At 45.2% G+C, this 1662-nt stretch carries 3 protein-coding genes and 1 pseudogene; all 4 read right to left on the bottom strand.

The window, feature by feature from the left end; all coding sequences use genetic code 11:
- A pseudogene (locus AB5Y61_RS10570) lies at positions 1-414 on the bottom strand (hypothetical protein); the annotation flags it as partial.
- 11 nt (positions 415-425) lie between these two features.
- Positions 426-773, bottom strand: coding sequence for a hypothetical protein (locus AB5Y61_RS10565; RefSeq protein ID WP_368404120.1), 348 nt, complete (start codon positions 771-773; stop codon positions 426-428).
- Between the two features lie 11 nt (positions 774-784).
- On the bottom strand, positions 785-1027 hold the full coding sequence (locus AB5Y61_RS10560) for a hypothetical protein (RefSeq protein WP_368404119.1): 243 nt from the start codon (positions 1025-1027) through the stop codon (positions 785-787).
- Positions 1028-1263: 236 nt separating this feature from the next.
- A partial coding sequence (locus tag AB5Y61_RS10555; RefSeq protein ID WP_368404118.1) for a lytic exoenzyme target recognition domain-containing protein occupies positions 1264-1662 on the bottom strand: 399 nt, incomplete at its 5' end.

Here is a 1662-nt window from a genome sequence, read left to right as displayed (position 1 = left end):
TGATTGAATATTTTTAGCCCGAACTCGACCCGTGTCGCCAGCCAAAACAACCCAATTGGCACGGCCTGCACCAGCACGTTTTTTTATCCACTTGAATGCACCATTCTTCGCCGTGGTATCGATGTAAGTAACCCCAATTTCAGCGTTTAGATCGTACGGGAAACCTTGTCCTTTTAATTCTGAGTTGCTGCTACTTCCGGATCCGACTGAACGTTTCAGCTCTTCCAGATCATTCTTGCTTGCAAGTTGGCTTGTGTCAATTGTGGGCAACTTGGAAGTCGTGACAAATGGATCACCATTGTTTTTCAATTTCTCGGTAACCAAAGTATTTGCTTGTTCGGACGTTATACTGTTGTTCAAAAACGTACCAACATCATGGCCGATTTGTTGAATCGCTTCTTTTAAATTATCCATTCGTTACCTCCTTAGAGGACTTGCTTCGCATCGTTATATACCTGTAAGAAATTGGTATTTTCTAGATCAGTAAATTTCTGACCAAGTTCAGTCATTTTGGACACGATCGCACTGTCTGAGCTTCCGCCTGCTTGGATTTTTTCAGCAATTTCTTTGAGCGTGTCCAATTCTTCCGGTACACCTTCACCAAGGATCGCCGTTTTAACTCCTTGGATAGCGGTATCCAATTGCTGCTGCGTGATCCCACCTTGTCCAAGCTCGGACTTATCAGCTTTATTTGCAAGCGTGGTCTTGATTTCTTTGACATCAGCCCCGACTGCTTGGGCGAATTGTGTTAATTTTTCTGTGTTTAAAGTCATATTTCTCTCCTTTAAATTTTAGCTAGATTGTATAACGTGGTTAAATCTGGCAATTCTTCTGTTTGTGGGCCGTTCGGGTGTTCTGCAATGTACTTGTCGATTTCAGTCTTAACATCATTTTTGACAAGCGCAAGGACTTGCTCGCTAGTGTATTCGTCTGCCGACTGTACCACGTCAACTCGGACGCTTTGGTCACTCGGGAATACATATCCACCAGCCACCACCTCAACGAGATAGCTCTCGACTGGTAGCACTTTGGGAATCTTAAAAGTTACCTTTGACCCTTGGACTGTCGCACTAAAGGACGCTTTGCCTTGTTTGCTCGTAAAGTGGACTGTAGCTTCCTGTCCCTCAAGATCGATCGGAGTCCATCTCTCATCGTATAACGCAAAACCAAAAAGGGAAGCCGAGTCGCCTTGTTTAACGACCCGACCGCCCTCGAACTGCTTTAAATTGGTACAGTTTGAGCGATTCATTCAATCACCCCTCTTTACTCATAATAGTTTACTAGATCGTCCTTATCCCAGCAAGATAACCAGATAGGGCCGAATTGCCCGAACTCAAACAAGCGCCAGTAATAACCGCCATAGTAACCGCCCGTGGCTTTATCCGCGATATTAGCTTCGTCTAGTTCAAAGCTGAAGTACATTCCAGATTTGAAGTCTTGATCCGCTCCGTCCGGCAAGTTGTTGCCGTCTTTATCAACCCAGTTTACCATTGATACCGGAATACCGTTCTCGGTCCAGTCAAAACCAACGGGAGCGAGATAGTCGCATTTGATCTGCCACATGCCGTTGATATACTTGACCTCGTTTGCTTGATAAAAGGCCTTATCCTTTGGCTGTACGGCTGTATTCGCTTGGTTGTTGGTCTGTGGTGCTGTGTCAGC

It is taken from the genome of Streptococcus parasanguinis (genome assembly GCF_040908565.1).
GTDB classification, from domain to species: domain Bacteria; phylum Bacillota; class Bacilli; order Lactobacillales; family Streptococcaceae; genus Streptococcus; species Streptococcus parasanguinis_AC.
This window is presented reverse-complemented; position numbering and strand designations above follow the sequence as displayed.